General features: G+C 59.4%; 3 protein-coding genes. All 3 read left to right on the top strand.

Annotation, left to right across the window (positions count from 1 at the left end):
• Positions 1-889 precede the first annotated feature (889 nt).
• Positions 890-2215: a porin gene (locus ABWW33_RS32875; RefSeq protein ID WP_353405610.1), complete on the top strand. Its 1326-nt coding sequence runs from the start codon at positions 890-892 to the stop codon at positions 2213-2215.
• A 147-nt stretch (positions 2216-2362) separates the two neighbouring features.
• Positions 2363-3424: an ABC transporter substrate-binding protein gene (locus ABWW33_RS32870; RefSeq protein ID WP_353405611.1), complete on the top strand. Its 1062-nt coding sequence runs from the start codon at positions 2363-2365 to the stop codon at positions 3422-3424.
• Between the two features lie 106 nt (positions 3425-3530).
• Positions 3531-5024, top strand: a 1494-nt coding sequence (locus ABWW33_RS32865) for an ABC transporter permease (RefSeq protein WP_353405609.1), incomplete at its 3' end; no start/stop codon positions are given.

The following is a 5024-nucleotide window of genomic DNA, read 5'->3' as shown; positions in this document are numbered from 1 at the left end:
GTTAAGGTCTGGTAACCCCAACCTACTCATGAATCACGATGGCCGCCTCATCATTGCTCAAGCCTCGGCGCCGAACTCGGCACCAACTTCATACACCACGCCTGGGGACACTATCAAGAGGTCGCCCAGGCTCAACTGCTTTCGCTACGGCGAGACAGGAATTCCCACGTCCATGCCGGTGCAAAACCGGAGCGACTGGGCACGAAGAATTTTCAGCTCTCAGTGTTCGTCGAACATCTTCTGGTTTTCATCATCTCGAACCATTTCAAGTTCGAGAATTCCGCGAAATGGCATAAATTTATGAGCACCACTTCGGATGCCCAAAGCATCGACGAACAAATAGCCAGATTGAAGAGATGGTCAAGAAGTTCGCGACCCCATTGCATGTCGAGCCGCTGGCGGGCAACACGTAAAAAAATTGTGGCAAGCCTTCTTGGGGCCATCCGCGCGACAGGCGAGTTGAGTGGCAGCCTTGGCAGAACTGATTGTTCAGGATTTACGCGATCCGACTATCTTCACCCCTACCTACGGACGGTTCCTTGGCGGTAGCCGGCAGCGTAGATTTGCATCGACAGATGACCCTCGCTACCGAGAAAAAACGCCGTGCTCTTCACGGGCCGAATGCCGTTGCAGGGCTTCGCAAGCGGTCAAAACCGATGGGTCGGTTTAACTTGCAAACTTCAGACCGGCACTTACGGGGGATCGGGCACGGAGCTCCTTCTTCAATATGGTCGATTCCTGCTCGCGAAGCCGGGGGGGCACGCTGTTGTTTTTTTGTTGCCAACGGAAAACTGAAGGTTAACTGAAGGCATGGAGGCCGTATCGTGCACTGGCCTTACCAGTAACAAAGATCGCATGCCCCTACACTAAAAATCAGGAGACCATTCCCATGAAAATGAAGCTTATTTCGCTCGCCGTGTTGGCGTTTGTTACCGCCGCTGCGCAGGCGCAAAACGGCAGCACCGAGCAGTTGCAGCAAGCCCTGGCGCAGGCACAAAAGGCGGCGGCCGATGCCCAGAAGGCTGCCGACCAGGCGATGAAGGCGCTTGCCGATATCCAGCAAGCCAACACCGAGGCCAGCAGGAAGCCGGCCACGGCAGCGCAGCCGGGCGGTGAAAGCGCCAAGCCCGCGGCTGAGGGGCTGGTGCTGGGCAGTAGCGACGATTACGTGCGCCTGTACGGCTTGATCGACCTGAGTGTGAGTAACCATAACAACGCCGACAAGAGCGGGGCGTCGCTGACCGACATGTCGGTGGCTTGGTTCAGCGGCAATCGCTGGGGCCTGGAGGGCGCGCATGCGCTCAAGACGGCGGACGATCTGAAGGTGATCTTCCTCCTCGAGAGCGAATATGAACTGCCCACCGGTAATATGGATACGCCGGGCGTGCTGTTTAACCGCGATGCCTGGATGGGCCTGGAAAGCAAATCGTTGGGCAAGCTTACTTTTGGCCGCCAGAACACTCTGGCGCGCGAGTTCTCCAAGATTTACGGCGATCCCTACGGTTCCAGCGCAATGAATCTGACGGAGGGTGGCTACACCAACAACAACAACTTCAAGCAGTTGATTTTCTATTCGGGCAGTGCCACCGGCACGCGCTATGACAAGGGTGTGGTGTGGAAGAAGGAGTACGACAAGTTCGTGGTTGGCCTGGGTTATCAGTTCGGCGGCATTCCGGGCGACTTCTCGGAGGGGTCAACCAAGTCGGTGGGGCTGGCCTACAACGGCGGCGTGGCCAATGTATCGGCGTTCTACAACACAGCCAACGTGGCAGGCCTGACCAACAGCACGTATTCGTTCGGCGGCAACTACAAGGTCGGTATCGTGCGCCTGAATGCCGGCTACTTCCACTATAAGGCCGATCAACCGACCGCCATCGGCGAACGCAAGGACAACGCTTACACGCTGTCGGCCAAGATCGCACCCAAGGGCACATTCGACTATGAAATCGGCTACCAGGTGATGGACGCCGACAATGCCGCCGTCAACGGCAGCGGCTACGTGCTGAACGCCTACGCCAACGCCAGCAATGCCAAGGCCACGGCCAGCGGCAAGCGCAAGACCTTGTACGGGTCGATCTTCTATCACTTCGACAAACGCACCGATCTCTATATCGCGGCCGACCGCCTCAACACCGACGGCACTTACCTGGCGGGCCAGGCCAACGGCTTCCGCTCGCAGACGGGTGCGGCGGCGGGTATGCGCTTCCGCTTCTGATTGGCCGGAGTCGGCAATTTTCAGGCATGGGCGTGAGCTGACCACCGGCTCGGCCCAGGCCTGGGGGCGCGGGGCCGTTGCCTTGCGCCATCCCATCATTAAAAGACCTATGGAGACAAAATGAACTATTTCTCGAAACAGCTGGCGATGCTGTCGCTGCTCATGCTCGGTGCCGCGCTGCAGGCGCAGGCGGCCAATTCTCCCGAGTATGACAAGATCATTGATGCCGCGAAAAAGGAAGGCCGCCTGATCGTCTATTCGACCACCGACAGCAAGGCCGCCGCGCCGCTGATCAAGGACTTCAGCGCGCTTTATCCCGGCATCAAGGTTGAATACAACGACATGAATTCGACCGAGGTCTACAGCCGTTTTATCTCGGAAGTAGCGGCGGGCGGTGCCACCGCCGACGTCATGTGGTCGTCCGCCATGGACTTGCAAATGCGGCTGGCCTCGGACGGCTATGCCTTGCAGTACAAATCGGTGGAAATACCCAATATGCCGGCATGGGCGACCTGGAACGACATGGCCTATGGCACCACCTTTGAGCCGGCGGCGATCGTGTACAACAAACGCTTGTTGGACGCCAAGGAAGTGCCGCAGACGCATGCCGAATTCGCCAAGCTGATTCAGCAGCCCAAGTTCAAGGACAAGGTCACCACCTACGACATCGAAAAGTCGGGCGTCGGCTTCATGTTCATGACCCAGGATGCGCGCGAGCTGGCGAGCAAATTTCCCGAGCTGGAAAATGCCTTTGGCACGGCCAAGGTGAGGGTGCAGTCGTCGACCGGGACGATGATGGAGCGGATATCGTCCGGCGAAAACCTGATCGGGTACAACGTGCTCGGTTCCTATGCGCTGGTGCGCGCCAAGACCGACCCGTCACTTGGTGTCGTCCTGCCCAAAGATTACACCTTGATCCTGTCTCGCGTGCTGTTCATCAATAAGGGAGCGAAGAACGTCAACGCCGCCAAGCTGTGGCTCGACTATCTGCTGTCGCACCGCGGCCAGACCGTGATCGCCAATGAGGCACGCCTGTTCGCGATCCGCGCCGATGTCACCGGCGAGACTACCTCTGCCGATCTGATCAAGCAGATCGGCAAGGACAACGTCAAGCCGGTGCCGGTGCATCCGATTGTGCTGCAGTTCCTGGGCCCGCAGAAACGCATGGCCTTCCTCAAACAGTGGAAAGAAACCGCCGGCAAGAACTAAGTTTCTGCACACTGGATGCGAACCCGGCGCGCGCCCTGAGCCGCGTGCCGCAGCTGACGGTCCTCTAACGCGGGACCGACGCCGTAATACCTTTCACGGATTTAACATGCAAACCCTGTCCCTCGCCAGCGCCAACCGGCGCAGCCTCAACTGGCCGCGCGGCGTGGTGGTGACGCTGACCGTCATTGCCATCTTCCTGCCGCTGTTTCTGATTTTCTATCAGAGCTTTTTGTCGGCGCCGTTCTTCATGCCTGTCAAGGAGCTGGGCTTCGACGCCTATCGCTTCATCTTCGACGATCCAGATTTTATGCTGGCGTTCAAGAACTCCATTTTGCTGGCCGGTGGCCTCACCGTCATCGCCGTGCCGCTGGGCGGCATGCTGGCCTTCCTGATGATACGCACCGACCTGCCGGGGCGCGGCGCCATCGCGCCGTTACTGCTGGTGCCGATCTTCGTCTCGCCTATGGTGATGGGCTTCGGCTATGTGGTCTCGATGGGACCCGTGGGATTTTACTCGATCTGGGTCAAGGGCCTGCTCGGTTTCATCCCATGGAATATTTACTCATTCACCAGCATCGTGGTGATCGCTGGCCTGACCCATGTGCCGCACGTTTATCTGTACGCCTCGTCGGCGTTGAAGAGCCTTGGCTCGGACGTCGAGGAAGCGGCCCGCGTCACCGGTGCCTCGCCAATCCGGGTGATGTTCAACGTGTCGCTGCCGATGATCACCCCAGCGCTGGCCTATGCCGCGGTGCTGGTGTTCTTCCTCGGCTTCGAGGTGTTCGGCCTGGTGCTGGTGCTGGGTGATCCGGAGGGTCATTTGGTGCTGTCGACCTACCTCTATAAATTGACCAACAAGCTGGGCACGCCGTCCTATCATCTGATGGCCGCCGTCGCCGTCTGCCTGGTGATGGTGACGATGCCGCTGGTGATGATACAACGCTGGCTGCTGAAGTCCGCCAGCAAGTTCGTCTCGATCAAGGGCAAGGGCGCGCGTTCGAAGTCCATGCCGCTCGGTAAATGGAAATGGCTGGCCTTCGCGCTGATCTTCGCCTGGCTGATGTTCACCATCATCATGCCGATGTCGGGCATCGTGCTGCGCTCCTTCGTGGAGTACTGGGGCGAGGGCGTCAAACTGGCCGACGTGTTGACCCTGCAGCATTTCCGCGAAATCTTCGAGCAGCCGGCGCTGATGCGCGGTATCGCCAACACCATCATGATCGGCGTGGTCGGCGGCGGCCTGGCCGTGGTCTGCTACTGCGCCATCGCGCTGGCCATGCATCGCAAGCCGGACGGTATCACCCGTCTGCTGGATTACAGCGTGCTGGTGCCCCGCGCCATCCCCGGCTTGCTGGCCGGGCTGTCCTTCCTGTGGGTGTTCCTGTTCGTGCCAAGCTGGCTCGATGGCATGCTCAAGGGCATGGACAACGGCTTGGCGCTGTGGCTGAGCGAACATGCGATACCGCTACTGCGCTCCTTGCGCTCCACTATCTTCGCCCTGTGGCTGGCGTATTCGGTGGTGTGGCTGGCCTACGGCATGCGCCTGATCTCGACCGCGCTGCTGCAGGTCGGACCGGAACTGGAAGAGGCGGCGCGCGCG

It is taken from the genome of Duganella hordei (genome assembly GCF_040369125.1).
In the GTDB taxonomy this organism is placed as follows: Bacteria; Pseudomonadota; Gammaproteobacteria; order Burkholderiales; family Burkholderiaceae_D; genus Rugamonas; species Rugamonas hordei.
The sequence above is the reverse complement of the archived record's forward strand: the minus strand, read 5'-3'. Positions and strand labels throughout refer to the sequence as shown.